21 protein-coding genes and 2 pseudogenes are annotated in these 26426 nt (G+C 64.7%); 10 read left to right on the top strand and 13 right to left on the bottom strand.

The window, feature by feature from the left end:
- Positions 1-4: 4 nt before the first annotated feature.
- Both ACFFDA_RS07770 and ACFFDA_RS07765 read left to right on the top strand, forming a co-directional pair.
- Positions 5-2065, top strand: coding sequence for a hypothetical protein (locus ACFFDA_RS07770; protein ID WP_404478565.1), 2061 nt, complete (start codon positions 5-7; stop codon positions 2063-2065).
- 42 nt (positions 2066-2107) lie between these two features.
- Positions 2108-2788 carry a hypothetical protein gene (locus ACFFDA_RS07765; protein ID WP_404478564.1) on the top strand — a complete coding sequence of 227 codons (681 nt, stop codon included), beginning with the start codon at positions 2108-2110 and terminating at the stop codon, positions 2786-2788.
- Positions 2789-2840: 52 nt separating this feature from the next.
- Here ACFFDA_RS07765 and ACFFDA_RS07760 read toward each other — a convergent pair whose 3' ends face one another.
- The 5 genes from ACFFDA_RS07760 to ACFFDA_RS07740 form a co-directional block, all read right to left on the bottom strand.
- Positions 2841-3173: a hypothetical protein gene (locus ACFFDA_RS07760; protein ID WP_404478563.1), complete on the bottom strand. Its 333-nt coding sequence runs from the start codon at positions 3171-3173 to the stop codon at positions 2841-2843.
- Between the two features lie 21 nt (positions 3174-3194).
- The gene (locus tag ACFFDA_RS07755; RefSeq protein WP_404478562.1) at positions 3195-3884 is read right to left on the bottom strand and encodes a CerR family C-terminal domain-containing protein; all 690 of its coding nucleotides are present in this window, start codon (positions 3882-3884) and stop codon (positions 3195-3197) included.
- 232 nt (positions 3885-4116) lie between these two features.
- Entirely contained in the window at positions 4117-5526 is a 1410-nt protein-coding gene (locus ACFFDA_RS07750) for an FAD-binding oxidoreductase (protein WP_404478561.1), read from the bottom strand.
- Between the two features lie 11 nt (positions 5527-5537).
- Entirely contained in the window at positions 5538-6272 is a 735-nt protein-coding gene (locus ACFFDA_RS07745; RefSeq protein WP_404478560.1) for an SDR family NAD(P)-dependent oxidoreductase, read from the bottom strand.
- Positions 6273-6339: 67 nt separating this feature from the next.
- Positions 6340-7713 carry a spinster family MFS transporter gene (locus ACFFDA_RS07740; RefSeq protein ID WP_404478559.1) on the bottom strand — a complete coding sequence of 458 codons (1374 nt, stop codon included), beginning with the start codon at positions 7711-7713 and terminating at the stop codon, positions 6340-6342.
- A gap of 410 nt (positions 7714-8123) precedes the next feature.
- On the opposite strand from ACFFDA_RS07740, the gene ACFFDA_RS07735 reads away from it, so the two are divergent.
- From ACFFDA_RS07735 to ACFFDA_RS07720, 4 genes are all read left to right on the top strand, one after another.
- Positions 8124-9032: a glutathione S-transferase C-terminal domain-containing protein gene (locus ACFFDA_RS07735; RefSeq protein WP_404478558.1), complete on the top strand. Its 909-nt coding sequence runs from the start codon at positions 8124-8126 to the stop codon at positions 9030-9032.
- Positions 9033-9089: 57 nt separating this feature from the next.
- On the top strand, positions 9090-9296 hold the full coding sequence (locus ACFFDA_RS07730) for a hypothetical protein (RefSeq protein ID WP_404478557.1): 207 nt from the start codon (positions 9090-9092) through the stop codon (positions 9294-9296).
- A 143-nt stretch (positions 9297-9439) separates the two neighbouring features.
- Entirely contained in the window at positions 9440-11821 is a 2382-nt protein-coding gene (locus ACFFDA_RS07725; protein WP_404478556.1) for a TonB-dependent receptor plug domain-containing protein, read from the top strand.
- Between the two features lie 14 nt (positions 11822-11835).
- Positions 11836-12549, top strand: a complete 714-nt coding sequence (locus ACFFDA_RS07720) for an SDR family NAD(P)-dependent oxidoreductase (RefSeq protein ID WP_404478555.1) — start codon at positions 11836-11838, stop codon at positions 12547-12549.
- A 38-nt stretch (positions 12550-12587) separates the two neighbouring features.
- On the opposite strand, the gene ACFFDA_RS07715 is transcribed toward ACFFDA_RS07720, so the two are convergent.
- From ACFFDA_RS07715 to ACFFDA_RS07690, 6 genes are all read right to left on the bottom strand, one after another.
- Positions 12588-13277: a CerR family C-terminal domain-containing protein gene (locus tag ACFFDA_RS07715; protein WP_404478554.1), complete on the bottom strand. Its 690-nt coding sequence runs from the start codon at positions 13275-13277 to the stop codon at positions 12588-12590.
- A 130-nt stretch (positions 13278-13407) separates the two neighbouring features.
- Positions 13408-14058 carry a glutathione binding-like protein gene (locus tag ACFFDA_RS07710; RefSeq protein ID WP_404478756.1) on the bottom strand — a complete coding sequence of 217 codons (651 nt, stop codon included), beginning with the start codon at positions 14056-14058 and terminating at the stop codon, positions 13408-13410.
- 14 nt (positions 14059-14072) lie between these two features.
- The gene (locus ACFFDA_RS07705; protein WP_404478553.1) at positions 14073-15170 is read right to left on the bottom strand and encodes an LLM class flavin-dependent oxidoreductase; all 1098 of its coding nucleotides are present in this window, start codon (positions 15168-15170) and stop codon (positions 14073-14075) included.
- A gap of 66 nt (positions 15171-15236) precedes the next feature.
- Positions 15237-17057, bottom strand: a complete 1821-nt coding sequence (locus tag ACFFDA_RS07700) for a CocE/NonD family hydrolase (protein WP_404478552.1) — start codon at positions 17055-17057, stop codon at positions 15237-15239.
- Between the two features lies 1 nt (position 17058).
- Complete coding sequence (locus ACFFDA_RS07695) at positions 17059-17814, bottom strand: glutathione S-transferase family protein (protein WP_404478551.1); 756 nt, start codon at positions 17812-17814, stop codon at positions 17059-17061.
- Between the two features lie 11 nt (positions 17815-17825).
- Entirely contained in the window at positions 17826-20162 is a 2337-nt protein-coding gene (locus tag ACFFDA_RS07690) for a TonB-dependent receptor (RefSeq protein ID WP_404478550.1), read from the bottom strand.
- Between the two features lie 358 nt (positions 20163-20520).
- Between ACFFDA_RS07690 and ACFFDA_RS07685 the strand changes: the two are divergent.
- Positions 20521-21422, top strand: a pseudogene (locus tag ACFFDA_RS07685) (ATP-binding protein); the annotation flags it as partial.
- A 215-nt stretch (positions 21423-21637) separates the two neighbouring features.
- Here the strand turns inward: ACFFDA_RS07685 and ACFFDA_RS07680 are convergent.
- A pseudogene (locus ACFFDA_RS07680) lies at positions 21638-21811 on the bottom strand (chromosome partitioning protein ParB); the annotation flags it as partial.
- A gap of 123 nt (positions 21812-21934) precedes the next feature.
- Here ACFFDA_RS07680 and ACFFDA_RS07675 point away from each other — a divergent pair.
- The 3 genes from ACFFDA_RS07675 to ACFFDA_RS07665 all read left to right on the top strand — a co-directional run bounded on the left by ACFFDA_RS07675 (position 21935) and on the right by ACFFDA_RS07665 (position 25130).
- The gene (locus ACFFDA_RS07675) at positions 21935-22288 is read left to right on the top strand and encodes a hypothetical protein (RefSeq protein ID WP_404478549.1); all 354 of its coding nucleotides are present in this window, start codon (positions 21935-21937) and stop codon (positions 22286-22288) included.
- 164 nt (positions 22289-22452) lie between these two features.
- Positions 22453-22584 (top strand): Entericidin EcnA/B family protein, encoded by a 132-nt coding sequence (locus tag ACFFDA_RS07670; RefSeq protein ID WP_404478548.1) that lies wholly within the window; start codon positions 22453-22455, stop codon positions 22582-22584.
- 167 nt (positions 22585-22751) lie between these two features.
- Positions 22752-25130 carry an EAL domain-containing protein gene (locus tag ACFFDA_RS07665; RefSeq protein WP_404478547.1) on the top strand — a complete coding sequence of 793 codons (2379 nt, stop codon included), beginning with the start codon at positions 22752-22754 and terminating at the stop codon, positions 25128-25130.
- A gap of 290 nt (positions 25131-25420) precedes the next feature.
- Here ACFFDA_RS07665 and ACFFDA_RS07660 read toward each other — a convergent pair whose 3' ends face one another.
- Positions 25421-26269 (bottom strand): transglutaminase family protein, encoded by an 849-nt coding sequence (locus ACFFDA_RS07660; protein ID WP_404478546.1) that lies wholly within the window; start codon positions 26267-26269, stop codon positions 25421-25423.
- Between the last annotated feature and the right edge of the window lie 157 nt (positions 26270-26426).

The following is a 26426-nucleotide window of genomic DNA, read 5'->3' as shown; positions in this document are numbered from 1 at the left end:
GGCAATGGGTAGCGCATTCGCGCGCGCCTCGGCGCTCGCCGCCGTCCTGGCCTGCCCCCTGCCCGCCTTCGCGCAGGACGCTGCGCCGCTCGACGCGGGGGTGCCGTGGCTGTGGGCCGCACCTGCGCTTTACGGTTTCGAGGGCGGCGTGTGCGCGCCCGGCGCGGCGCAAAGCGGAGCCACCATGGTCGATCCGCTGTTCTGTGCCAGCCTCCGCCTCGACCAGCGCGTCGCCATCGGCAATGCCTTCGCCCGGGCGGTCGCGAGCGGATTCCGCAACGTCGAGCCGACCTTCGGCGCGCACCTTCCCGCAGGGGCGACCCCGGCGGCGCGGCTTCGCGGCACGCTTGCCGTCTCGCTGCGGCTGACGCGCGCGGGGCTGCACACCGTGGCCAAGCCCGGCGGCGTGGTCGATGCCTATGCGCCGATCACGCTGACACTGGACATCACCAACCCTGCCACCGGCGAAGTCGTCTTCACCCGAACCAGCAACGACGTGGCGCAAGGCGTGCAGTCCGCCGGCACCGTGGACGCGGAGATGGCGCGCCAGGTTCAAGCGCACCTCGACGCCGCGATGCACGCCCTGGTCACCGAAGCCGCTGCCGCCTTCCGCCCCTATGCCCAGAGCGCCAAAGTGCTCGGCACCGTGACGCTGGCGAAAGGCGAAACCGGCCACGTCGTCGACAAGGGCCGCGCCTCCGGCCTGCGCGCGGGCGACGGCATCAATGGCGACGGCAAAGTGCTTTACGCCGGGCCCGACTATGCCGTCGTCCAGGCCCAGCTTGGCGACTATCGCACCGGCCAGGTACTTTCGCGCCTGGCGACCGCCCCAGTCGAGACGCTGGCACGGCCCAGCGTGCTGACCGTGATCGACGGCACGCCCGAAGGTTATGCCCCCGACTGGCTGCGCCAGATCTTCGAGGATGCGCTGGGCAGCGGCAGCGCCCTCGCCCCGGTGCCGGTCAATGCCGCATTCTCGGCCCTGCGCACGCTGGCGCTGGACGGGGCGGGCGCCGACCTTGCCCCCGATGCGCGCAGCCTGCCCGACTACGTCGTGGACGTGCGCACGGTCCTGCTGCCCTCCTCCACCCGTCCGAGCGAGATCCCCGGCGTTGTGATGGATCACCACGAGGCCTTCGCCTTCGTGACGCTGGTGGATGCCTCGGGCCGCGCGATCGGGTCGTGGCAGGGGCATAACGTGATCGAGGACAAGGTGACGCGGGGTATCCGCCTCTCGGCATCGCAGCGCCACGATGCCGTCCTGCGCAATGCGCTGGGGGATGCTGCCAAGGCGATCTCCACGTTCCGTCCGCAGCCGCGCTTCGTACCGCTGACCGACAAGGGCGGCGCCTTGGTGATGACCGACGATGCAGGCGCGGCGGGGCTCGGCCAGACTTTGCCGGTGCTGCGCCCGGCCGGCCGCTTTCCGGGCGTGACAGGCGCCGTCATGGTGCCAGTGGGCGACGTGACCACGCGCCAGGCGGTGGCGGACGGCCTTGCCGTGACCGACGCCGGTGTCGTCCCGCTATCCCTGCGCGGTGGCGAAGTCGTTGCGCTCGAAGCCTCGGGCGTTCCGGCGACGATGCGCCAGACGGTCGGCCAGTGCCTGGACGCAGCGGGCACTCCAGCCCTCGACGATCGCGGACAGGTGGCGATGCCGGGCTACGCCCTTGCCGCGCCCGCGCTGCTGGCCGGACGCATAGCCGCGCCGGTTCGGGTGACGCAGCTTGCCTCCCTGCTCGCTGCCTATGCCCCCAGCTTCGCCGGGTGGGATCGCTTCGCGGCGGCCGCCGCGGCGCCGGTGGATGTCTGCTTCGTACCGGTGCTCGCCGTGGTTCCGGCCGCTACCGGGTATCAGTTGACGGCCGGCTACACCCTGCACCGGGGCGCGCTGGCCTCCGGCCCGAAGATCGGCACGAGCGGCCTTGCTGTCACGCTGTCGCCCACGCGCCTGCCCGCCGGCAGCGATGCCCAGGCGCAGTCGGCCATGCTCCAGTCCGACCTTGCCGGGCAAGTATTGCCGGTGGCCGCCAAAGCCGCCGCCGCGCTCAAGCCCGCGTCCTGAACCCTTTTCTCAAACCTGATTCAATCGAGGAGTGTGACTTTCATGAATACCCGTAAATCGATCGCGATCCTGCTTGCTGCCGCCGTCCTCGCCGCGCCCATGGGCGCCTCGGCGCAGTTCGGCGCCCTGGGCGGGCTGGGTAAGAAGATGCTGGGCGGCGGCTCCGACAGCAGCGTATCCAGCGCCGACGCCGGTGCGTTCCTCGACGGCGCCCTGCTCTCGACCAAGAACGTGATGATCTCCGCCGCGCTGCTGGCGCAGGCACTGAAGGACCGCAACGGCCTCGCCACGCAGAAGGAGGAAATCACGGCGATCCAGAATGCGCAGAACTTCGGCGAACTGGGCAGCCACAAGGCCAAGATGCAGGAAGACCTCACTGCCCTGTCGGCGCAAGGGGCGATGACTGACGGGATGACCGCCGCCTACCAGAACGGGAACGCCGAGCAGAAGAAGATCATCGGCGCCGCCCTGGTCAACCTGGCGCTCGGCATCACCCGCAACATCAAGCTGGCCGGTGCGGCGCCCGGCATGCTGCAGTCGGTCGGCAGCAACCCGCAACTCTTGACCCGCGTGGGTGAATTCAAATCTGCCGCCAGCCTGCTGGGCATGCAGGGCAAGGGTCTGGGCACGATCGGCACGGCGCTGCCCAAGCTGATGACCGGCCTCAAGATCAAGCCGCTGCCCGAAGCCGAAACCACCAAGCCGGTCGAGGTCGCGCTCTGACGCGGCCCTGATGGGACGAGGGCCGGTCCCGCCCCTGTGTCGGGATCGGCCCTTAACGCGCCTCGAGCGCCAGGCGGGCGGCACGCTCTGCGGTCGCCTCGGCAAGCGCGGCAGTGATGCCTTCGGGCAGCTCTGGCACGGCCATCCGTCCCCCGATCGCCGCCTCAACCGTCACCGCTCGGCGGCGCACGAACGGAGCGGTCAGCCCGGCATCCTGCGCGAAGCGGGCGAAGCTCTCCGCGTCGATGTCCTCCAGTCGCGATGCGCCGCCGAACCGCATCGCCAGGCGCGGGGACAGTTCCTCCCACGCACGCGTCGCGACGAGGTCGTAGAGGGGCGCCAGCACCACCTCGCCGCTGGCTCGCCGTGAGGTCCGAAGATGCACGGGGCGCTTCGCCCAGTTCCTTCAACACAAGCGGCGCAGGTTGCTCTCGACATGCGTACGAAGAGCGGCTCGCACCATATCGAGCCGCTCTCCCCGGACGTCGCCCCATCCCATCAGGCGGCTGGTCGTCTGCGACGAGACGCGCATGGTCAAAAGCAGGGAGGTCAGCATTGACATGGTCAGCTTCGTTTCCGGATCGTCGGCGGGCCTGCCCATAATCCTGCCGACTAACCGGGCACCCTTGACATGCATCGGCAGTATGAGTTGCTCGAAAATCAGCTCGAAAGCTTCGCTGGGCTCTGCCCGCGTCTGCTCCCGCGCCAGGAACAGAACCCAGTTCCTGGTGTCGTCGTCAGCATAGAGGTACACAGCCTGTTGGTCGAGAAACTGGCACAGCCGCTCGACCAAGGCTTCGCGTGTCTCGTCCGGTCCGGCATCGTCCAGCAAGGCGACCGCCTCGCTCAACCCTTCCTGCGCCTTGACCACGAGATGCTGGGCGCAAGCGCGGTAGAGGCCGTCCTTGCTTCCGAAGTAATATTGAAGTGCGGCGACGTTGGACTGCGCCTGCGTGGCGATCGCGCGTGTCGATGCGCCTTCATATCCGTTATCGCCGAAAGCCGTGAGAGCGACTTCCAGTATCCGAAGCCGGGTCTCGTCACCCCGGGCATAGCCGCCCTCCGAAGGACGCCGGTTCGACCGTTCGACCGTCACGATCGGCCGGCCGCAGATACGAGGTACGAATTCACCACGAACGGAACTCCTACGCGACCGTCTGATCGCAATCGCCCGTCAAAGGCTTTCCTCCACACTTCGCGTTCACCCTTATCATCGCCATTACCAAGCATCGCTCCTGTCAGGCGGGCCTCGTCAACCTCCCCCATATCCCCGTTTCCAAAGGCACGTCAAAGGCTCGACACGAAATGAGACGAACCGGGCACGGAGGTCAATCGGGCAGGAAGATTTTGCCGGGATTGAGAATGCCCAGCGGATCGAACGCCAGCTTGAGGGCCTTCATCACCTCAATGGCCCCGCCCCCCGCTTCTGCGAGGAGATGCTCGCGCTTGTTCAGTCCGATGCCGTGTTCGCCGGTACACGTACCGCCGACAGCCAGGGCATGGTCGATCATGCGATAGTAGATCGCCTCGGCGTCGGCGCGCTCGCGGACGTTGCCCGGCTCCAGATTGAACAGGACGTGGAAATTGCCGTCGCCGACATGACCCACGATCGGCGCGAGGAGACGATGCGCGTCGATATCAGCACGAACGGCGCTCACCACCGCGGCTAGGCTGGAAATCGGAACGCACACGTCCGAAGTCCAGACCTCAGCATTTGGCCGCAAGTTGAGTGCGGCGAAATAGGCGTGGTGCCGCGCCTTCCACAGGCGGTTGCGCCCCTCGACCCGGTCGGCGCGTACGAAGCCGGTGCCGCCATTGTCTGCCGCGATGCCCTCGGCCAGTTCGGCCTGCTCTCGCGCCGACGCGACGGTGCCGTGGAACTCGAAGAAGAGGTGCGGTCGCTCGGGAAGATCAAGTCCCGAATAGAGGTTGCACGCCTGGACCTGAACCTCGTCAAGAAATTCGACGCGAGCCACTGGAACATCCATCTGGACCAGCGCGGTCACCGTTTCGATCGCGCCCGACAGAGTCTCGAAGGCACAGGTCGCCGCCAGTATGCTTTCAGGGATACAGTAGAGGCGCAGGTGCACTTCGGTAATCAGCCCCAGCGTTCCTTCCGAGCCGACGAAGAGATGGGTGAGATCATAGCCGGCCGCCGACTTGCGCGCCCGTCCGCCGGTCCGGATGACCGTGCCGTCGGCCCGCACGACCGTCAGCCCCAGCACGTTATGCGCCATCGTCCCGTAGCGTACAGCATTGGTGCCGGACGCCCGGGTCGATGCCATCCCGCCTAGGCTGGCGTTGGCGCCCGGGTCGATCGGGAAGAACAGGCCCCGGTCGCGCAGATGGTGATTGAGCTGCTCGCGCGTGACGCCTGCCTCCACACGGCAATCGAGATCGCCGTCATGGACTTCGAGGATGCGATCCATCCGCCCGAAGTTCACGGCAAGGCCCCCGCGGATCGCAGCGATGTTGCCCTCTAGCGAGGTCGCGGCGCCGCTAGCCACGAGGGGAATGCAGCGCTCGCTGCAGAACCGTGCGATGGCGCTGGCCTCGCCAGTCGTTCGGGGGAAAGCGACGGCATCGGGCGGCAGCGAGACGGGAAAAGATTCTCCGCGAGCGAACTGGTCGCGAACGGCAACTGCGGTGGTGAAACGATCACCCAGCATGGCTGCCAATACGCTCCAGTCAATGTCCAACGTCGAACTGCCGTTGATGTCGTCACTCTTATCCAGCATTGGCTTGTCCGTCATTCCCAGGTTTCGATGATGTCCGCGTCACCCACCACTTCCTCGACGCGATCGCGCTTGGAAGCCATGTCCCAATAGGTCGCGGCGATGTTCTCGGGATCGACCATGACCGGCTCGACCTGGACGCGCCGTTGCGGCTGGGTCAGCGTCAGGCGATCGTCGGTCGCGCTGTGGCGCACGATGCCCGCGATCGTGATCGTGCCAGCATAGACGCCCTTGTCTTTCAAGCTGCGATTGAGAACATAGGCATAATTGCGCAGCCCCGCCAGCGCGAGACCTGCGTTGGAATGCGAAGGTATCGGATAGCGTGCTGAATAGGCGCCCGTCAGCAGCAGGCTGCCGTTGCCGCGCTCGATCATGCCTGGCAAGACCGCCCTGACGGCAGCGATCGCACCGAGCAGGGAATATTCGAGTTGGTGGATCGCGTCCTCCGGCTCCAGGTCTTGGGGTAACACGAGCCTGTCGCGCTGCGGAGTGGGATTGTAGCACAACACGTCGGCCGGCCCGCCGACCTGCTCCAGTCGCCCTATCGCCTCGATCAACGCCTGTCGGTTCAGCACGTCGGCGCTCTGCGCGCTGGCGGCAATGCCCTCGCGCGCAAGTTCAGCAACTTGTGCTTCCAGTCGGACACTGTCGCGCGCGATCAGCCCGACATGCAGCCCTTCCTTCCCGAACTGGCGTGCAAAGGCCTGCCCAAGCGCCGGACCGGCGCCCACGATGATGATGCTTCCCAACGTATTTCCTCCTTGAACGATATGGATTTGACGAGATCGAGCGAGCCGGTGCGTCAGCCCCGTCCGGCTAGCTGGCAATGTCGGTGACTTCGTCGCGGCTGAGCGAACGACCAGCGAGCAGCAGGAAAAAGCCTGCGATGAGGGGCAGAACACCGAACGCAGCGAGCGCCCAGCGCAATCCCTCGGCGACGGCATCCGCGCAGTGTGCCACGGGGATCCTGGCGCCCGTGGCGCAGGTCAGTGGATCGACACCCGCGCGGACCATGAAGACATGCGACGACAGGTCACTCAAAAGCCCGATCGCCGGCGCACCCAGCCCCTGTCCGATCAATATAGTCGCCAGCAGGAGCAGGGCGGAGGCGGTCGCCCGGCTCCGAGGCTGCGCGACGTTCTGACCGACGGCAAAAACGATGGGCAGCGTGGGGGACTGCACCAGGCAGGCAGGCATGAACAGGGCGATGTAGAGCGGTAAGCTGGGCGCCATGAATGCCAGCGCCCAGAGGGGCCCGGCTAGGAAAAGGCCGATCGCGGGCAGTCTTGTGGTCCATCGCGCGTCGCGGCGGGCCAGCCGGTCCACCGCGATGCCGCCCAGGACGATCCCGATGGCGCCCATCAAGGCGGGTATCGCGCTCTGGATCATCGCGACCTGCGTGAGGCCGAGCCCGTAAGCACGGATCAGGAAGGAACCGACGTAGAAGAGCACCGACATGCCGAGTTGGGCGATGACGCCGCCGATCATCACGTTGCGGAAGGTCGGTTTGGCAAGCAGCGCCTTCAACGTAGCCCAGAAGGACACCGGCTGCGTGGTCTGCGCCGTCCGGTCCGGCTCGCGAACGGTCAGAAAGACGACGATCGCCAGCACCACGCCGGGAATGCCCAGCACCAGGAAAGCACCGCGCCAGCCAAGCGCCTGGGCCGCAACGGCACCTATGACCGACAGGAGAATGACCCCGAGCGGCTGGCCCAGCGAAAACAGCGACAGCGCCATTGCCCGGCGTTCGAGAGGCACGGTGTCGGCGATCAGCGCATGGGCTGCCGGCGTGAAGCCGGATTCGCCCACGCCCACTCCCATGCGGGCAGCGACGAGTTGCACGTACGTGGTGGTGACACCGCACACGGCGGTGAGTGCGCTCCACATCGCCATCGACGAGGCGATGATCGCCACCCGGCTCCGGCGCTCCGCTAGCCGCGCGATCGGCAAGCCACACAGCGTGAAGACGAAAGCGAAAGCGGGGCCGGTCAGCAGCCCAAGCTGCAGGTCGGAGAGATGAAATTCCCCCTTTATGGGTTCCTGCAGGACCGCGATCAGGGCGCGGTCTCCCAGATGGAATGCGTTGAGAATCATCAGCGCGACGAGGGTGTAGATCGTCCCGAACCGGACGGCGCGACCCTCGCGCGGAGCCACTGCGGCCGGAACCGGTGAAGATGGGGATATGGTCATTAGTCGAACTTCCAGTCGCGGATTGGCTTGATGGATCGTCGGAAACGACCAGCAGGTGACAAGGACTTGTCGCATAACCATTTTGGTTATCGCCTCATGATATATTCTTGCTTCTTCGAGCGCTTGTGAAAAACCTAATCTTGCGATTAGTTTTTCTTTTCATCCGTGCAAATTTTGTTGCTCGCTCGACAACGAACCGACCATTACTCTACCTCTTCGATAGAGATTTACCCGACAGCGGTCTTTCAACATCGCGTGCGAATCGCGGCAGCTTGTGCAGTCTCGCGTCCCGAATTTCCCCAGGAAAGCGGCCAATTTCCATGTCCAGCTCTTCGTCTGACACGACCGCGCGACTAGCCCGGCCCAGCTATGCCTCCCCGGTCGATATCGCGCTCCATGGCCCATATGCGGTGCCTCGCATCGAAAGCGTACCGCTTCACCAGTTCGTCGGACGCATCCGCAAGGACGGCTCCACACCCTTTGCGCCGGAGCCGGGACGCTACCATTTCTACCTTGCGATAGGCTGCCCGTACTCTCACGTAATCGCGATAGTTCTGAACCTACTTGGTTTGGATTCAGCGATCAGCCAGTCGCTGGTGGACGACTTGCGCGATGCTCGCGGCTGGGCGTTCCGCCCACTGCGCGGCCCCGATCCCATCAACGGCTTCGCTTTCCTATCGGACGCCTACATGGCCAGCCGCCCTAGCTTCGTCGGCCATGTGAGTTGCCCGACGCTATGGGACCGCAGGACGGCCCAGGTCGTCAGCAACGACAGTCACGAAATCGTCGTCGACCTCATCACGCAATTCGACGAAATCGCGACCGAAACGGTCGATCTTTATCCAGAGAACATCCGTGCCGACATTGACGCCCTGAGCAGCCGCATTCTCGACGAGGTGGGTATCGCAACCTATCTCGCAGGCTTCTCGAACGATCAGGCCGACTACGCCGGCAAAGTCCATGCCCTGTTCGCGACGCTGGACGAACTGGAAGAGCGCCTTGGCAAGGGACGTTTTTTGTTCGGCGACCGGCTGACCGAAAGCGACGTCAGGCTCTGGGCGATACTCGCGCGCTTCGACATTGCCTACCACTCGCTGTTCCGGGCCAATCTGCGCAGGATCATCGATTTCCCGAACCTATGGGCCTACGCCCGCGATCTGTACGCCCTGCCCGCGTTTCGAACGCTCAGCGATTTCGAGGCGATCAAGGCGGTCTATTGGGGGATGTTCCCTACGCTGAACCCCTCCGGCATCGTGCCTGTCGGGCCGCTGCTGAACTGGCACGCGCCGTCGGACCGTACCGCGAAGGCTGGGATATAGAGTGACCTAACGGCGCGCAACCCGGCGAAACACAGCCCCATAGTCCATGGGCAGGACTTGGCGGCCATCGCCGCGACAATCTCGCTGACGGTTGACCTTGAAGCGGGTTCGCCGGTCGGCGCCCCGGACACGGTGGCAAACACTGACTACCAGTTGCGTCTCGAGCACCGGACTGCCGAACTCGAGAGCGCCGACCCGGCGCTGCTGCAGATACTCGAACGGCGACTGCAAGGCAGCCAGAAGAGCATCGACGTCCCGGCCTGAACGAACGGCCTGGGCCTGCAATCGCACGGTGGCCCAACGCCTCGAGGCCGCGCCGCCGCGCCTGGATCCATCACGCCCGTCCGGCGGGCGAGTCGCCGTTCGTCCGGCGCCGATCATGTGCATCAAAAATGGGGGTTATCATCATGAAACGTTCTGCCTACGCGCTGACGTGCGCGCTGCTGTCTTCGACCGCGCCCGTGCTTTCCGTCACCAGCCACGCCCAGACTTCGGCGCCGACCGCAACCGACGAGACGGACGTGCTGATCGTCACCGGCACGCGGCGATCGGAGCGTAGCGCCTCCGACGCCAGCGCCCCCGTGGACGTCATCGGCAACAATGCCCTGCGCACGGTGTCCTCGCCAGACCTCGCCGACCAATTGACCAGGAACGTGCCGTCCTTCAACGTGCAGCGCATGCCCGGCCTCGTGGGGGCCAGCTTCGTTCGCCCCGCCAGTCTGCGCGGCCTCTCCCCCGACGAGACGCTGGTGCTGGTCAACGGCAAGCGGCGCCACCGGACGGCCTACGTCAACCTGGTGCCGTTCGGCGGGCATCAGGCTCCCGACCTCGCCCAGATTCCAACCGGCGCGATCGCACGCGTCGAAGTGCTGCGCGACGGTGCCGCCGCGCAGTACGGGTCGGACGCGATCGCCGGGGTCGTCAACATCCTGCTGGAGGACAAGCCCGGCTTTTCGGGCCTGGCGGAGATACGCGAGAGTTACGAAGGCGATGGCCTGACCCACCTGCTGTCCGCGCGCGGCGGCGTGGCCTTGTCGGGCGGCGGCTCGCTCACCGTCACGGGGGAGTACAGCGACACGGACTATTCGTCGCGCAACGGCACGCCATCCCGCGTGGGCTTGCCGAAAAGCGATGCCTATCGCCTGTTCTACAACCTCTCCGCACCGATCTCCGATGGAATCGAGCTTTATTCATTCGGGAGCTACAGCTACACCGACGCGGCCAATGACGCCGCCTATCGATCGACTGCGATCTTCGTGCGCTCCTACTATCAGGACCATGCACCTTTCATCGCACCGGACTTCGACTTCAAGTCGATCTATCCCAACGGTTTCGTTCCCAGCTTCCAGTCGAAGACCGACGACTACAGCCTGGTCGCTGGCCTACGCGGGAACATAACCTCGGACCTGACCTGGGACCTCAGCGGGAGATACGGCCATGACCGGATCAGATACCGGATCACCAACACCATCAACTTGTCGCTGGGCCCCAATTCACCGACCAGTTTCCATGCCGGCAGCCAGAGCCAGACCGAAACCGGCGTCAACCTCGACCTCAACTACTCCCTGGACGCCGGCCTCGCCAAGCCGGTCAACGTCGCTTTCGGCGGTGAATACCGGACCGAGCGCTTCAAGCTTCACGCCGGCGAACCGGGCTCCTACGCGATCGGCGTCTTCGCAGACCTCCAGCCGGGTGCCGCAGGCTATCCGGGTACGACGCCGGACCAGGCGGGCAGTTGGGGACGGCATAGCGGCGCGGCTTATCTCGATGTCGATACCGACCTTACCGAGCGGCTGAACCTGGGCGCCGCAGTGCGTTACGAGGACTATTCCGATTTCGGCGATACCGCCAACTCCAAGCTGTCGGGGCGCTACAAGGTCACCGAATTCTTCAATGTCCGCGGTGCCGTCAGCACCGGCTTCCGCGCGCCGACGCCGGGCCAGTCGCACATCACCACGACGCAACAGAACCCCGATGCGTCGTCCGGCCTGCCGCCGCCATTCCCGATCGTGACGCTTGCGCTGCTGCCGCCCAGCAACCCGATAGCGCAATACTTCGGGGCGCAACCACTCAAGGCGGAAAAATCCACCAACTACAGCCTCGGCTTCGTGCTGAAACCGTTGACGGGCTTTTCGCTGACGGCGGATATCTACAGGATAGACGTCAGGGACCGCATCGGCCTGCTGCCCTTCACCCGCATCACCTCCGCGCAACGGGCGCTGTTCGTGTCCCGGGGTATTCCCGGCGCCGCCGGCCTTTCGCAAATCCGGTTCTTCGTGAACGGCCTCAACACGCGCACGCAGGGCATCGACATTGTCGCCACTGCGCAGCGTGAAGTCGATGGCGCCAATCTGGGCCTGACCCTCGCTTACAATCACAACGTCACGAAGGTCCGTAAATCCGATGCGCGCTTCGACGTTCTCGAAACCTATCAGTATTACGAGCATCATCTGCCGCGCGACACGCTGATCGCCACGGCGACGATCGACATCGAGCGCTTCAGCCTTCTGGCCCGGACGCGTCACTACGGCACCTGGATCGACGTGGTGCTGAGCAGCCCGCTGGCGGCGCAGAACCAGAGGGTCGGCTCCGAGATCTTCTTCGACCTGAGCGCCACCTATCGCGTCAGCGACGCGGTGTCGGTTTCCGTTGGCGCGGAGAATTTACTCGACAACTATCCGGATAGAAAGAAGGGCTTCCTCGCCACCGCCGGTACGCTGTGGCCGGTCTATTCCGTCTACGACAAGGATGGCGGGCGCTACTTCGCGCGGCTGGCCGTGAACTTCTGAAGGAGGCCGCGTCGATGTCCGCAGGTACGATCCTGATCGTCGGAGCCGGTCCCGGCCTCGGCCTGTCCATCGCCCGCACGTTCGGACGCGAGGGCTTTGGCGTGGCCCTCGTCGGCCGGTCACCGGAACGGCTCGGGCAACTGGTCGCAAGGCTCGTCGAGGACGGGATAGAGGCTGCAGGCTTCGTGGCGGACGCGACCGACAGGGATGCACTGACCGAAGCGATCGCCGCCGCCAAGGTGCGCTTCGGCCCCATCGACGTCCTCGAATACAGTCCGATCGCGCCCGCGGCCGACCCTGCCTCGCTGGCGGCGACCGTCCTGACCGCCGAGGTCGCGGAACAGGCGATCGGGTTGCTGGCGCTGGGCGCCGTCGCTAGCGTCCAGGCGGTGTTGCCCGACATGCTGCGACAGGGCAGCGGGACGATCCTGATAACCACGGGGGGATCGGCGATCCAGCATCAGCCTTTCCTCGCGGCTTTTTCCATGGGTGGCGGTGCAGCGCGCAATTATGCCCTGACGCTGCATGCCGCGCTGGCGGGAACCGGCGTCTATGCCGCGTCCGTCTGCATCGCGCTCGGGATCAGAAAAGGCGATCCCGAAGGGGACCCGGACCTGCTGGCCACCCGGTATCTCGCCTTGCATAAGGCACGCGAGCAGGCGGAACTGCAGATCCTTGCCAGATCTCAGCTCGAGGATCTCCGGGAATTTGCGGATCGGAGCGGCTGATCCGAACCGAACCTGTCCGGACGGGCGCGGCGGCTAGGCTAGTCGATGCTGGCGGACAACATGGCGCGAAGGTGAGCGTGCATGACCGCCTGCCAAAGTGACAGGCGAGCGCCGGTGAAGTCGTCCCACCCCATGAACCGCAGCGTAACCTGACCGTGGCTGCGCATGCCGGTCATCAGCGACAGGATCATCGAGGTGCGCAACTGGGTTTCGGGATCATCCGCCTGCTTGCCGATGATCGCTCCGACGATCGGCGCAAACTTGAGCAGCACTTTCCGGTTCAGGCGTTCGAAAATGATGTCGAAGATTTCGCCCATCGCAGAGGTTTGTTCCCTTATCAGGAACAGCGAGCGCTGCGACATCGCCTCGTCCAGGTGAAGCGTCTTTTCCTGGGCGAAGAAGAAATCGCACAAGGCGTCGATCAGCACGTCCTGCCCCGCGTCAAGCGACAGCGCGTCGAAAGCCTTCGCGTCGGCCTCGATTTTACCCCAGGCATGATCGGCGATATGTTCTGCACAGGCGCGGTAAAGCCCGGCCTTGCCGCCGAAGTAATACTGGATTGCCGCTGGGCTCGCGCCGCACGGTTCGACCAGCATCCGAGTGGAAGCGCCGTCGAAGCCCCGATCCCCGAACACCGAGATGGCAGCTTCGATCATGAGCTGGCGGGTTTCGTCTCCCCTTACGTAGCCGCCCTCCTGCGGGCGATGCTTCATTCTGGTGCCAGCCATGACTTCGTCGGGAATCCTTTGCCCTACACTGCGGCCACGGTGGAACGGCCGTTGCTTCGGGGCGTACAAGCTTGCAAGCGCCTAGCCTTTTTCGATGGGCAAGGCCAGAGCCGGCAAGCCTGCGCGCAGCCTATTGCGCCGTCACTTGTTCGCGCATCCTGGCCGCCGCTTCGAGCGCGCGAACGGTCGCAGGGCGCGCCTTGATCCGTTCGAGCCAGGCGGAAAGGTGCGGCATCTCGTCCAGCGGCTGACCGAGCCCCGCATGCGCCTCGATCCAGGGATAGCAGGCCATGTCGGCGATCGAATAGGCCTCACCGGCGAGGAAGGAGCGATCGGCAAGGCGCCGGTCCAATACCCCATAGAGGCGCGCCGTTTCGTCGGCGTAGCGCTTGATCGCATAAGGAATCTGCTCGGGCGCGGCACGGCGGAAGTGGCCGCTTTGCCCGGCCATCGGGCCAAGGCCGGCCATCTGCCAGAATAGCCACTGGAGCGTCTCGGTCCGCACCCGCAGGTCGGACGACAGGAACCGGCCCGTCTTCTCCGCTAGGTATTGCAGGATCGCGCCGGATTCGAAGACCGGCAGCGCCGCGCCGCCATCGGCCGGCGCATGGTCGACGATGGCGGGTATGCGGTTGTTGGGCGAGAGCGCGAGAAAGGCGGGGTCGAACTGGCCGCCGTTGCGGATGTCGACCGGGACGATCGTGTGAGGAAGCCCGGTCTCCTCGAGGAAGAGGGTGATCTTCAGCCCGTTGGGGGTCGGGAAGTAGTAGAGGTCGATCATCGCCTGGCTCCTGTTCACGCGAGTTCTGCATAGGGGCGGATCGGCCCCCGGAACAGCGGCATGACCTTCTGCGCGAACAGCCGCACCGAGCGTTCGACGATCGCGTAGCTTTCCTCGTCGGTCGGCGCGAGGAGTGAGAGGTGGAACAACCCGAAGCCTTCTTCATCGATTTCGCGCACGTGTTCGATCATCGTCTCGACGCCGCCATGGACGGTCATGTGCTTGCGGAAGGCGTCGCCGGCGCGGTCCTGAACGTTGGGCAGCGGTGCCTCGATGCCCTGCAGCGCGCGGGCCTGCGCTCCGTAGGACAGCTTGCGGCGGTGCAAGTCGCCCAGCTTGGCGTTGAGGAACGCCCATTCCTCGGCGGCGGTAGCGTCGTCTTCGGCGATGTGCATCGAGGGCTTGGCGATCGACGTCCATTCCGCGCAATGGGCCAGCACCGCTTCGTCGTGGCCGTGGCTCAGCAGGGCCTTGCGGTACTGCGCGAACAGTTCGCGCGCGTCCTGCGCATCGCGCTTGATAAAGAAGATCGGCCAGCCCTCTTGCGCCGAACGTTCGATATGCCGTTCGGTCGAGGCGGTGGTCTTGAGATAGGGGCGCGCCTTGCGATAGGGGGTGGGCGTGATCCGCTCCAGCAGCGTGCCTTCGTACGTCCCCACGCGGATCGACAGGTCGGGATCGTCGCTGCGCTTGGCCCACAGCGCCAGCAGCGCTTCAAGGCCTTCGTGGAACAGTTCGTCGTTCTGCTTGCGGATGTCAAAGCCGAAGGCGACCGCGTCCTCGGGCGACATGCCGCTGCCCAGCCCGAAGACGACCTTGCCCTTGGCCAGATGGTCGACGATGTTCAACATCTCGGCAAGGCGGACCGGGTGGTAATTGGGCACGATCGTCACGCCCGTGCCCAGCCAGGCGTTCTTGAGCCGAGGCGCCAGCGCGGCGAGCGCCAGCAGCGGATTGCCGCCCGCGATCCCGCTGAAGTGGCGTTCGCCCACGATCACCATGTCGAAACCGATCTCGTCGGCGAGCACGCCCAGCCGGATCTCGGCCTCGACCATCCATTCGTCATGTTCGGGTGCGAGCGATACGGGGAGCAGGGAAAAGGCAAAACGCATGGTCGAGGACTTTCTCTCGAGAGGGTGAATCGTCGGGCGATGTGGTAAGGCTTTTGTTGAAAGCCGTTATGGGAAGGGCCGGCCGATCGGCACGGCAAGCGCGCTGGGATGTGCGGCGTCGTGGATCACGCGGACGGTCACCGGGGCTCCGTCGGCGAACGTCTCGCGATTGATGTCGCCGCCGGAATTGTAGTTCTTCTCGCTGTAGATCGAATTGATCGGCCCGATCACGAGCCGCAGCCGGCTTCCCGCCGCGAGCGAGCGGGCGACGAAGGGGAACTGGTCGAAATCGTAGCGCAGTGGCTTGTCGGTGCGGATCAGCTCCGCCTTGCGGTTGCTCACACGGTAGCGCGCGCGCTTCTGGTCGGTGGCGAGCAGAAGCGTCGATCCGTCGGCCTTCACCTCCTGGATGGAGACCTGGAAATCGGTGTCCGGCCGGTCAATGGCGATCCAGGCGGAAAGCTTGAAGAAGCCGGAGACCACCGTGGCGCGATCGAACGGGGCGGTCTGGTAGACCAGTTGCTTGCCATTACGGGCGCGGATCAGCGCGTCGTCCACCAGGCTGGAGGGATCGATGCGGCTTTCCAGATCGGCACCGGACACGTCGGCCGGGTCATAGACGTAGCGGTCGCCGCCAGCGTTGCGCGCGGGCTTGCCCGGCGCAAGGGTGCCCGGTGCCGACAGCGTGTCGGGATTGCCAGTCGATCCCAGCTGGTAGGCGCGCGTTTCAGCCGGAATCTCGGCGAAGTCGTCGGCATAGCGCCAGACTTCCGCGCCAGTGACGTAGTAGGCGATCTTCTTTTGCAAGAAGGCGGGGCGCTCGCCGCCCGCCAGCGTCCAGCGATACCAGTCGAGGTTGAGCTTCTGGAGATCGAGCAGGCCGGCTGGCGCTATCGTCAGCCCGCCCACTTGCGGGCGCGGCGTGCGGGTGCCGGCATGGTCCCAGGGGCCGATCACCAGGTAATGCCGGTCGTGCGCCTGTGCGGTGGAATAGAGCCGGTGGCGCTTAAAGTATTCGATTGCGCCGAGTTGCAGGTTGTCGAACAGGCCGGTGATGCTCAGGATCGGCATGTCGATCGCGGCGAACTGCGCCTGTGTCGGCACTTGGGCGTCCCAGAAGGCATCGATGGCGGGGTGCTGCGCCCACAACGCCAGATGCGGCGCGAGCGCTTGCGGATCGCCAACGGCGCTGGCGAGCGTGGCGAAAGGTGCGCCAGCCACGAAGCGGTCGCGCAGTATTCCCGACCACAAGGCACCGTCCATCATGATCGTGGTCTGCAGGGCCGGGCCGGCGATGTAGACCGCCGCCGGCAGGATCGCGGTGTTGCGGATGTTGCTGCGGCCCGGCAGGTCCACCCCCATGAAAGGCGAGGCGGCGGGCACGATCGTCGCCAGATGCGGTGGGTGCCGCCCGGCCGCGCCCCACTGGTTGTAGCCCTGGTACGAGCCGCCCCACATCGCCACCTTGCCGTTGCAGTAGGGCTGCGCGGCAAGCCATTCGACCACCTCCGCGCTGTCTGCCGCCTCCTGCGCGAACAGCCGCAGCGTGCCCCCCGACGCGCCGCGCCCTCGCACGTCGACGACCAGAAACGGAAAACCGCGCGCCGCGAAATAGACGGCAGTGCCATGGTAGTTCTGGGCGGTATAAGGCGTCAGCGTGACGATGCAGGGGGCGGGGGTCGCCTGTTCCTTGGGCCGGTAGAGAGTGGCGTTCAGGCTGACGCCGTCGCTCAGCGGAACGCGCTCGCCCCAGCGGAAGCTGACCCTGCGCGAATCCGGCACCGCCGCCGCTGGCGCGGGCGACGGCTGGGTGGCCTGCCCGCCCGCTGTCGTGGCGCAGGCTGCGAGCAGAAGCGCGGTCAGCCGCGAAAACGACACCGGGCCCATCTCAGCGTCCCTTGAACCAGGCGAAGCGTTCGGCGACCACTGCAGACGGGGCGCCCCGCCCATCGGCAACCGCGGCCTTGAGCTGGCGCACGCCTTCCTCCAGCGGTCCGCCCTCGCCGAAGATGAAGTCGGCACGGCTCTGCGCCTCGGCGAAGACCTCAGCAACGAGCGGGTCGGTGCGGGCGCGGTCGAAATAAGCCTGGAGTGCGGGCAGGCTCGCCAGCGCGGCGCCGGTGGAGGTGAGGTCGCCGAAACGGGCGATCGAAAACAGCAGCGGCAGCAGCGCCGCGTCGGCATGGCCGAACGCCGTGCCATTAAGCCAGGGCCCGGAGGTGTCGCGATAGTGCTCCACCGCTTCCAGCCCACCCGCGACCTGCGCCCAGGTGTCGTCGACGACCTGCGCGTTGTGCGCGCCGGCCATCAGCGCACGCATATAGCCGTTCACGCCCGGTGCGATCGCCACGTCGACGAAGCGGGCGAGCAGCGCTTCGCGGGCCCGCGCGCGCGGCTCCTGCGGCCACAGCGAAGGCCCCGGCAGGACGGCATCCAGATAGTCGGCGATGACCGAGGATTCCGGCAGGTGGAACCCGTCATCGTCGAGGAAGGGAATCTTCCCCTGCGGATTGATCGCCAGGAACGCCTGCCGCTCCTCACCCTGGAACGGTGGCGGCAGGACCTCGAGGTCGCTGCCCTTGGCGCGCAGCACCAGGATGACGCGTCCGGCATAAGGGGACAGGCTGGTGGCATAGAGTTTCATCGTAGGACCCTTCAGAAACGGTAGCTGACGTCGGCGCCCACCGTGCGCGGACGGATGGTGCCAAGCTGGCGCTCCAGCCGGCCCGGATCGAGCGGGGTCAGGGTGGACTGCACGTTGACCGCGCCGACCGCGTTGGTCAGGTTCTTGACGAACAGGTGCAGGCCCCAGCCCTCCGTCTCCACGCCCACCCGCACGTTGACCTCGGTAAAGGCGGGCAGCCTTTCGTAGACGTTGTAGGTCGGCCGGAATTCGTTGGCGACGCCGCCGCGATAGGCGATGTCGGCCCGCGCGAAGGCGCCCAGCCGGTCATTGAGCCGCCAGTCGTACTGGACCGCAGCCGTGCCGTTGAACCTGGCCGTATAGGGAAGGCGATCGCCCTTGATCCCGGTCTGCGCCGTCGGCGTGACCGCCGCGCCGTCGGCTTGGCCGCGGGTCAGCTTCGCCTCCGGAATATAGGACAGCCCGCCTTCAAGGGTAAAGCCCGGGAACGGCCGCGCTGTGCCTTCCAGTTCCAACCCCCGAATGCGCGCCTGCCCCGCGTTGGCGACGATACGGAAGGCGGGCGGCCAGTTGAGCGTCGACTGGATATCGACCCAGTCGATCTGGAACACCGCCCCGTTGAACGTGTAGCGCCCACCGCCGAACGAGGCTTTCAAGCCGCCTTCGTAGCTGTCGACCGCATCCGATCCGTAGACGAGCAGGCTGCTCGGCAGGTTCGTCGCGGAAATGCGGTTGACCCCGCCAGGGCGAAAGCCCTGCGCCCACTGGACATAGCCCATCACGCTGCGGCTGAATTCGTAGGCGAGGTTGACCTTGCCGACCCAGCCATTGTCGGCCGTCTTAACGCCGGTGGCAGGGCCCGCGAACGATCCGTAGACGTAGTTGGATTCCAGGACCTGGCCCGAACTGCGCTTTTCGTAGTCGTAGTGACGCAAGCCGCCGGTGAGCGTCAGCTTTTCGATCGGTCGCACCGAGACTTCGGCGAACTGGGAGAACTGCTTCAGGTTTGTCTCGCCGGTGGAATAGCCGTTGTAGACTACGCGCGGGTCGATCAGTTCACCCGTCGCACTGTCGCCGACCGAGGTGTAGCTGTCGATATAGTCGTCTCGCTTTTCGTAGAACAGGCCGACGGTCCAGTCGACGACGCCGCCGCCCGGCGATGCCAGGCGCAATTCGTGGGTCTGCGTTTCTAGGCCCAGGGGCTGGTGGAAGGCCGCGGGCAGACTGTTGTTGATGTAGGTCCGGTAATTGGCCTGCTGGGCAGGCGTGCACGGCGTCACGGACGCGGAGTAGGCTTGGCAGAAGAGCCCCAGGCTCGCGACCGTCTGGAACCCGGCCGTGACGTCCACGTTGCGCACGATGTCCCACTTGTACCAGGACGACGTCGCCGTCAGCTTGCCGAACGGCAGGGTCCAGTTGGCTGTCGCGCTGAACAGCTTGAATTTGTCTTCGTAAGGCACGAGCAGGGCGCCGTCGGTCCTGTAAGCCTTGCTGCCGAGGCGCTGATACCAGGCGCTGTTGCTGTCCTGCTGGCTCTCCTGGTAGACGGCAGTGCCGGTGAGGCTGAAGTTCGGGCTGGGCGTCCAGGCGAGAATGGCGCGGCCGCCCGATACCGATCCGCTGTTGGCGTTCTTCCTGCCCACCGCGACGTTGTCGACGTAGCCGCCGATTTCCTGGACGCCGCCGACCACGCGCAGCGCCAGCGTGTTCTCGACCAGCGGAATGTTGAGCGCGCCTCTCAGGTATCCGCTCGCGTCGCCGCCGTGGGTGGCCGATCCTTCCGCTTCGACATGACCGCCGAACTTGGTCGCATCGGGCTGCACGAACAGGACGCGGATCGTGCCGCCCACCGATCCCGAACCATAGAGCGTACCTTGCGGACCGCGCAGCACTTCGACCCGCCCGACATCGAACAGGTTGAGGTTGGGCATCTGCTGCCCGGCGTCGGCGGTGCTGCCGGCCGGTCCGGTGACCGGGGTATCGCCGTAATAGAGACCGACGGTCGATTCTCCCGCCGCCCAGATGCCGCGCAGCGAAATGCGGCTGGCGCCCGGCGACACGGGATTGTCGGTGATCTGCAAAGACGGAACGCTGCGATAATAGTCGTGGAAGTCGGCAACGCCCTTGCGAACCAGATCCTGCGCACCGAGTGCAGTAATGGCGGCGGGCGCGTCTTGAAGCGTCGAATCGCGGCGCAGCGAGGTGACGACGATATCGCTACCGGTCGGCCCGGCGGCATCGGCCGCCTCGCCCTCCGATCCGTGCGCTGCCGAGGTCAACAGCAACCCCGCGCCCACTATAAGCAGGCTCGCTGATCGGCACAGACCATCCTTCTTTAGATCCGACATGATTCCCCCTCGAAATTAGCCCCCGCCCCACCGGAACCCCATCAAGTGGCAGGTCTTGAACGTCCCCACATGCGGCGTGCCGATCATGTAAAAGATTGTCTTCCAAATCGGTAGTAAATAATTACGCCCAATCGGACAGATTTTCTCAACAGGTAGAAATGGGCCGGATGGGAGGCAGGAGGGGGCCATCAACCCGACGACCAAGCCTATGTTTCATCAAGGAACTTTTGCTCGGTGACCCGGACATCCTGCTCGCCGGCAGGGACCCGACCAGCCCATTACGCCGCTTGGCCTGGGAAGCTGTCATGTGGGAGAAATACCCTCCCTGTCATGAGCAATGCTCAAGTGTCTTCTACGCGTCCTAGCGTGCCCCCTGGCAGACAGCCTCGCGGGCAGGATCCAAACGATCCACATGCTCCCGCTCGCCCGCGCTGAGATCGAAGGCACCGATCCATCGTTTCTCGACGACCTTTTCGCCGGAAGGCTGGAGGGATGAAGAATGCCCGGGTCGGCAACGAGCTCGTCGAGACAGTAATGCTTGGCGGCTTCCCGGAAGCTATATCGCGGACGAGCGAACGCCGCCGCCAGGATTGGGCCCGCGCATACCTGACCTCCGTGCTGACGCGCGATTTGAGAGACATCGCGGACATTGAGAAACTGACGGAGTTACCCAAGTTCGTACGTCTGCTCGCCGAACACTCAGGGCAGTTGGTCAACTACTCCCAGCTCGGCGCCACCATCGGCGTCAGCCACAAGACCAGTCAGCGGTACACCGCCCTTCTAGAACAAATTTTCCTCGTAACAACCTTGCAGCCCTGGTTCACCAATTCCCTTAAACGGATCGTCAAGACGCCCAAGCTGCACTTCTTGGACTCCGGACTCCTCGCCTTCGCCCGAGGCCTTACGATCGATCGCTTACGGGGCGACCGCTCGGCTTTCGGACCGCTGTTGGAGACGTTCGTCTTTTCCGAGGTGCGCAAGCTCATGACGCGGTCAGACCTCCGACTGACCCCCTACCATTTCCGCGACCAGCAGATGCGCGAAGTGGACATCATGTTAGAGCGAGACGACGGCATGGTTGCAGGCATAGAGATTAAGGCTTCGGCTACCGTGAAGGCTACTGATTTTGGAGGGCTGAAGCCCCTGGCGGAAGCATGTGGTGAGCGGTTCGCGCAGGGAGTAGTGCTCTACGATGGCGGAGATGTCGTGCCTTTCGGCGATAACTTAGCTGCAGCGCCGCTCTCGAGCCTCTGGACCTGACTGCTCAAACGCGCGCTTGGACCGAAGCAGTGCGCGTGTCCAATTTCCCGGATCGAGCATGGCCAGAAGGTACCCCAGTATCGTCCCAACCGCCCGGCGATCGTTCCTCAATCTCGCCGATAGCCCGACCTGTGAGATAAATCTCGGATTTGGCCTCAACAGCTATACATTTGAGCTGCGGACCAGCTCGATCATGTCATCACAGCGGCCGAACGGGTCAGGTGGCGGATGGTGGCCGCGTCGATCTGCCCGCGCTGGTAAAGGCCCCGGATGCGCGGAAGCAGATTGCCCAGCGCGAGCGTGCGCCGCACGACGATGTCGGGGAGGCCGAACGTTGCCGAAATATCCTCGGGCCTGCGTCCCTCCCGGATCAGGCGCGAGAAGATTTCAATCGGCAGGCATGTCGGGCAGGCAGGCGGTCGCGGGACTTTGGAAGAGCATGCCCCCTCTCCGCCGCGAGGGCACTTCAGACGCTGCCCGGCGTTGATCCGGCACCACAAGGAGGCGTTGCCATGAAACCCCAGTATCCCATCATATTCGCCGTTCTGGCCCTCGTCGCCTGTGATGGCCCGAAAGAAAAGGCTGGAAAGGAACAGGACAAAGCCGCTGCAAGCGCTGCCGGCCAGGAGTATACCGGTTCAGGGCCGGCCGAGCGGGCCGGCGAAGTTCAGGACAAGGCGGACGCTGCAGCACGCGATGCGAAGAATGCTTCCGCAGACGCAATCGAGGCGCAAGCAAAGAACATCAAAAAGCAGGCTGATGTCGCTGCGGAAAAACTCGAATCTCACGCAGATGCAGTCCGCGATGCGGCCGAAAAGCGCGCCGACGCCCTCGAGCGCGAAGCCGCGAAGGTGCGGGCGCAATAGCCGCCATCGTGGGACCGCTCTGGGCACAGCGTTACCCCCCACCGCCGCGCAGCAGTGAACAGGTAGCGAGAAGTCCTCGGTGCGGGCGGGAACTGCGTAAAACCGGACCAGTTACGGGCTTGCAGGGCGGACAATTCAGTCGGCCCTGGATCAAGGAGTTTCAGATGATCTGGAAAGTCGTAACGGCGCTCGTCGCTGGCGGGATCGGGTTTTCAGCGTCGGCGTGCAACACCGTCAAGGGTGCCGGCCGTGATGTGACCTCGGTAGGCCAGGCTGGCGAAGACGCAATCAAGTAACGCCGGCATTGAGCCGTCCGCCCTGTGAGGCGGACGGCGCCTCAAAGGCATCGGCGCACGGCCAATTCGCGGGTGGCTGGCAGCGTCTACAATTCCGTTCGGACCAACCGATGGCGCCCGCATCGCAGACGGCTTTTCATTAACACAACACTGCTACCTTGGAGGCGATGGATACCCTGTTACGGTCAGTCTTCCACTGCATGGTGCACGAGCATGACCCGCGGCTCGTGGTCATCGCGGGGCTGGTGTGTCTCATCGGCATTTTCGTATCGCTTGCGATGGCGCAGCACGCCGCTCGCGAGGTCGGCGCATCCCGTACCAGGTGGGCTGCCGTAGCGGTGATTGCGAGCGGCTGCACGGCCTGGACGACGCATTTCATCATTCTGCTGGCATTCAGGCCGGGGCTGCCTTCGGCGTTCGACCCCCTTCTGACGGGCTTGTCGCTGATTTGCGCCATCACCGGCATTGCCGCGGGGATCTTCGTCGCGGTTGGTGGCCGGCGCAAAACTGACCACTTCATAGCCGGCGTAATCGTGGGAACGGGCGTCGCCGCGCTGCATTACGTGGGACAGTTTGCGTACCTCGTGCAGGGCAAAGTCGAATGGGACCCAAGATTGGTCGTTCTCTCCCTGGCGATCAGCCTGCCGCTGTTCGGATTGGGACTGCTGTCGGCTGCCGATCGGAACCGCCAGATCCGCATGCTCGCGCTGCCCATTCTCCTGCTGGCAATAACCCTGCTGCATTTCTGCGGCATGGCGGCGCTAAGGTTCAGTCACGACCCGTCCTACAGCTTTCCCGCCGGAGCGGTTTCGCCGGCCGGGATCACTCCGATCGTGTTCGCAGTGGCCGGCGCCCTCATCTCCCTGGCGGTTGCGGGATGGCGCTTCGAAGTCGAGGCCAAGAGGCGTCTCCACCGCGATCGGAGCCGGCTGCGGGCGCTGGCCGATATGGCGCTGGAGGGCCTGATTATCTGCGAGGATGACGCCATCGTCACTGTGAACAGCACCATGGAGGCAATGACTGGCCACGACGCGGCGACCCTGACCGCGATGCAGGCAAGCGCCCTGCTGCCGGGTCTGGACATCGCAAACCTACCTGACCGAGAGGAGCGCGAAGCCCGTCTGTTGGCTGCGAATGGCCAACTGATCCCGGTGCGCGCGCTGCGACGGCAGGTCGAACTGGACCAACGCGTCCAGGCGGTAATAGCGGTCAGAGACCAGCGCGAACGCCTGCGCACCGAGGCCGCCATGCGCGCGATGGTGTTCAAGGACCCGCTGACCGGCATGGCCAATCGAACACGGTTCTTCGAGCTGCTGGCCATGCACACCAAATCGAAGCGGGAGACCGAGCAGTCGTTCGCCGTGCTGATGATCGACCTCGATCGGTTCAAGCTCATCAATGACACGTATGGGCATGCGGTGGGCGACGTGATCTTGTGCGAGGTCGCCCACCGCATGCGCGGCGCCTTGCGACGCGGGGACATCATCGCGCGCCTGGGCGGCGACGAGTTCGCCGTCCTGGCCCTTGCCGTTGAGAATTTCGCCGATGCGGAGGCGCTCGCGGCCCGGATCATCGATGCGGTGAGCGCTCAACCCTATCTCGACGCGGGTCGTCCGTTGTTCCTGGGTGCGAGCATCGGCCTGAAATGGACCCAGGACAACAGCGAAAAGCCGGACGACCTGCTGCGCCATGCGGACCTGGCCCTTTATGCCGCAAAGGAGGAAGGCCGGGGACGCACTCGACGCTTTGACGCGCGCCTGGAAGAGCGGCTTCGGGAAAGCCATGCCATCGAGGAAGGCCTCCGCGTCGCGATCGCGAAGGGCCAGCTGGAGCTTCATTACCAGCCACTCGTCGATGCCCGGACAGGAAGGATCGTCTCGGCCGAAGCCCTCGTCCGCTGGCGTCATCCCGAGCGGGGACTGATCCCGCCTGCCGAGTTCATCAAGATCGCGGAAGAAACCGGCTTGATAGTTCCGCTGGGCGAATGGGTGCTGCACACCGCGTGCCGGGAAGCGGCGTCGTGGCCTGGGCAGGTCAAGGTCGCCGTCAACCTGTCTCCTGTGCAATTTCGCGAGCCGTCGCTCGTATCGGCCGTGATGTCTGCGATGGGGGCGGCAAAGCTGCCTCCGGAGCGCCTGGACCTAGAAATAACCGAAGGAGTCTTGCTGGGCGACGAGCAGCAGACGCTCGATACCCTGACCAAATTCAGCGCATGGGGCGTGCGGATTACGATGGACGATTTCGGGACCGGCTATTCCTCGCTCAGTTATCTGCGCAAATTTCCGTTCAGCACGGTCAAGATCGACCGTTCCTTCGTGCAGCAGCTGCCGCATGATGCCGAAAGTGTCGCGCTTGTCCGCGCGATCATCTCGATGACGTCCGCGCTGGGAATGGCAACGACCATCGAGGGCGTCGAAACAGCCGAGCAGTTCAGGTTTGCCGTGGCCGAAGGGTGCACGAGCATCCAGGGCTACGACATCGGACGTCCGACCGATGGTGCAGAATTCGGGCGGCTCGTGAAACGCGGCACGATCATCGCGGCCTAGGGCAGTTTGGCGAGGAGAGGATCGGGCCGGGAATTCCGATGAAGCCGATCGTTTCCTTCATACCTTGCCATCGCGAGGGGGGCGGCGATGGAGATACGCTGACGCCAGGGCTCGCTACCGGCTCCGAGTAATCGCGCCACACTGTCAGCGATCGTCCGCTGAGCATCGCGCCGTGAAGCGATAACCCCACCGGCAGCATCGCACGATCACGCCGCCGTAGCGCAACCTCACCCCGGACGCTTCCACGTGGGGATGATGACGGTGCCTGACGATTGACCCCGGAGGCCGAATCAAGCCGCGAGGCTTAACGGCTCCGCGGAATTGGACAGGACTTGCGTGACCTCGTCCGTATGCACCTTGAACGATGCTAGCCGCACCGAGCCGAAAGCTGTGGTCAGCGCTGTGTCGGCAGCATCCCGTCCGCACGCCATGAGGATGCGGCCAATTCGGGGGACACGATGACGGGCATCGAAGCTATGCCACTCGCCACCCAGATACACCTCGAACCAGGCGTGGAAATCCATCGGAACATCGACCGGATCGATCCCAATGTCACCGAGGTAACCGCTGCAGTAGCGCGCCGGAATGTTCATGCAGCGACATAGCGCGACCGCGAGATGCGCGAAGTCCCGGCACACGCCGACGCGCTCGTTGTAGGCTTCCCACGCGGTTCGCGTAGACCGGGCATATTGGTAGCCGTAGGTTAGATGACCATGGACGAAGTCGACGATGGCCTGGACACGTTGCCAGCCGGGCGCGACGTGCCCGAAATGCCACCAGGCGCTCTGGCACAGCAGGTCGGTCTCGCAATAACGGCTTCCGACGAGATAGAGGAGTACCTCGTGAGGCAGATCTTTCACATCATGTTGTATCGCATGGGGGCTCTGCGGGTCGGGAAGCCCGTTGTCTTCGATCGCAAAATCGCACGAGACCGTGGTGAACCCCACTGGCAGCGTCATGCGAGTGCAGATGTTGTCGAAGGCATCGCGGTAATCGTGGGCTGGTATCGAACTATTCGTCTCAATGCGATGTGGCGTGATCAGGTCGGGAAATCGCGAAGGCCGAATGGACAGCATGGAGATCAACGGGGTGGGCGCACTGGTCTCTAGGACCAGTTCATAGCCGGCGCGGATAAGCATATGTGACCTTCAACTTTGAGGCGTGATCTACGAACGCAAAAGCCTCAAAGCGGTCGAGAGTTTCTCGTATGAAGTATTATCGGATAATAAATTGCTCTGTGTAATAGTGGTCGTTTCCATCCAAGTTGATCTCGTCGAGGCATGCGCTCGGCATTCA

Origin of the sequence: Novosphingobium sp. BL-52-GroH (genome assembly GCF_044813085.1) — a bacterium.
In the GTDB taxonomy this organism is placed as follows: Bacteria; Pseudomonadota; Alphaproteobacteria; order Sphingomonadales; family Sphingomonadaceae; genus Novosphingobium.
This window is presented reverse-complemented; position numbering and strand designations above follow the sequence as displayed.

Bases quoted from the DNA above. Each gene is read 5' to 3' on its own strand.
- ACFFDA_RS07665 (WP_404478547.1), top strand. From the start codon at position 22,752: ATGGATACCCTGTTACGGTCAGTCTTCCACTGCATGGTGCACGAGCAT.
- ACFFDA_RS07715 (WP_404478554.1), bottom strand. From the start codon at position 13,277: ATGGCTGGCACCAGAATGAAGCATCGCCCGCAGGAGGGCGGCTACGTA.
- ACFFDA_RS07740 (WP_404478559.1), bottom strand. From the start codon at position 7,713: ATGACCATATCCCCATCTTCACCGGTTCCGGCCGCAGTGGCTCCGCGC.
- ACFFDA_RS07690 (WP_404478550.1), bottom strand. From the start codon at position 20,162: ATGTCGGATCTAAAGAAGGATGGTCTGTGCCGATCAGCGAGCCTGCTT.
- ACFFDA_RS07700 (WP_404478552.1), bottom strand. From the start codon at position 17,057: ATGGGCCCGGTGTCGTTTTCGCGGCTGACCGCGCTTCTGCTCGCAGCC.
- ACFFDA_RS07750 (WP_404478561.1), bottom strand. From the start codon at position 5,526: ATGCTGGATAAGAGTGACGACATCAACGGCAGTTCGACGTTGGACATT.
- ACFFDA_RS07695 (WP_404478551.1), bottom strand. From the start codon at position 17,814: ATGAAACTCTATGCCACCAGCCTGTCCCCTTATGCCGGACGCGTCATC.
- ACFFDA_RS07765 (WP_404478564.1), top strand. From the start codon at position 2,108: ATGAATACCCGTAAATCGATCGCGATCCTGCTTGCTGCCGCCGTCCTC.
- ACFFDA_RS07725 (WP_404478556.1), top strand. From the start codon at position 9,440: ATGAAACGTTCTGCCTACGCGCTGACGTGCGCGCTGCTGTCTTCGACC.
- ACFFDA_RS07705 (WP_404478553.1), bottom strand. From the start codon at position 15,170: ATGCGTTTTGCCTTTTCCCTGCTCCCCGTATCGCTCGCACCCGAACAT.
- ACFFDA_RS07770 (WP_404478565.1), top strand. From the start codon at position 5: ATGGGTAGCGCATTCGCGCGCGCCTCGGCGCTCGCCGCCGTCCTGGCC.
- ACFFDA_RS07670 (WP_404478548.1), top strand. From the start codon at position 22,453: ATGATCTGGAAAGTCGTAACGGCGCTCGTCGCTGGCGGGATCGGGTTT.
- ACFFDA_RS07710 (WP_404478756.1), bottom strand. From the start codon at position 14,058: ATGATCGACCTCTACTACTTCCCGACCCCCAACGGGCTGAAGATCACC.
- ACFFDA_RS07720 (WP_404478555.1), top strand. From the start codon at position 11,836: ATGTCCGCAGGTACGATCCTGATCGTCGGAGCCGGTCCCGGCCTCGGC.
- ACFFDA_RS07675 (WP_404478549.1), top strand. From the start codon at position 21,935: ATGAAACCCCAGTATCCCATCATATTCGCCGTTCTGGCCCTCGTCGCC.
- ACFFDA_RS07660 (WP_404478546.1), bottom strand. From the start codon at position 26,269: ATGCTTATCCGCGCCGGCTATGAACTGGTCCTAGAGACCAGTGCGCCC.